Origin of the sequence: Micromonospora sp. MH33 (assembly GCF_003013775.1) — a bacterium.
Lineage (GTDB): Bacteria > Actinomycetota > Actinomycetes > Mycobacteriales > Micromonosporaceae > Micromonospora > Micromonospora fulviviridis.
Map to the genome: position 1 here is coordinate 1 of NZ_MUYZ01000657.1, position 1,037 is coordinate 1,037.

A 1,037-nucleotide genomic window follows, 5' to 3' on the forward strand; every position below is an offset into this window, starting at 1 on the left:
TAGGCCGTGTTTGGTAAGGGTCATAGCCATTGGTTGATCGCGGCGATGGTGACGGTGGCTTCGTAACGGACGGCGAGTTTGTCGTACCTGGTGGCCATGGCGCGGTGTTGTTTGAGCTGGTTGATACCGCACTCGACGGCGTGACGCTGCCGGTAGACGACCGGATCGAACGCGGGCGGCCGGCCGCCTTTGGATCCCTTGGCCTTACGGTGGGCGTCCTGGTCGGCTTTGCTCGGGATGCACGCCTTGATCCCGCGAGCGCGGAGGTGGCCACGGTTGCCTTTGCTGGTGTACGCCTTGTCAGCGAGGACCTGGTCCGGGCGAGTCCGCGGCCGGCCACCGCCGACCCGTTTCACGCGGATCTTGCGCAGGACCGGGATGAACTGTGGGCTGTCACCGCGCTGCCCGCCGGTGATCACCATTGCCAGGGGTTTGCGGCCCTGCTCGCAAGCCAGATGCGTCTTGCTGGTCAGCCCGCCCCGGGACCGGCCCAGCCCGTGATCAGCGGGCTCGGTCCGCAGCCCGCCCGGCGGCTCCTTCTGCAAGTGGCCGTCGCGGCGGGCGCCGGCCGCGTGCTGGTGCGCTCGGCTGACCGTCGAGTCGACGCTCACTGTCCAGTCGATTCTCCCGGCGGCGTCGGCGTCAGCTTGCAGCTCGGCCAGGATCTTCGCCCAGGTGCCGTCGCGCTGCCAGCGCCGGAACCAGTCGTACAGGGTCTGCCAGGGCGGGTACGCCTCGGGCACGTCGCGCCACGGGGTTCCAGTACGTACTCGCCACCGGATCCCGTCGATGATCTGCCGTTTGGTCCACTTGGGCGGTCGTCCTTTGCCCGAGCTGGCAGGCAGAGCAGGCTCCAGCGCCGCCCACTGCGCGTCGGTGAGGTCGTGCCGCCTCGTCGCCGCTACGCTGGGCACGAGGTCTCCGGTCGGTCTTCGGTTTGCTTGGTCGCTAACCGATCTACCGGAGACCTCAGCCTTTATCGATCACCGCCACGCCGGCACCTCACCACCCGCCGACCCCTTACCAAACACGGCCTA

The 1,037-nt window shown here is 68.2% G+C and carries 1 protein-coding gene; it reads right to left on the reverse strand.

Features of this window, described 5'->3' with window-relative positions; all coding sequences use genetic code 11:
* Window positions 1-20 precede the first annotated feature (20 nt).
* Window positions 21-914: an IS5 family transposase gene (locus B0E53_RS36730; protein WP_107079942.1), complete on the reverse strand. Its 894-nt coding sequence runs from the start codon at window positions 912-914 to the stop codon at window positions 21-23.
* Between the last annotated feature and the right edge of the window lie 123 nt (window positions 915-1,037).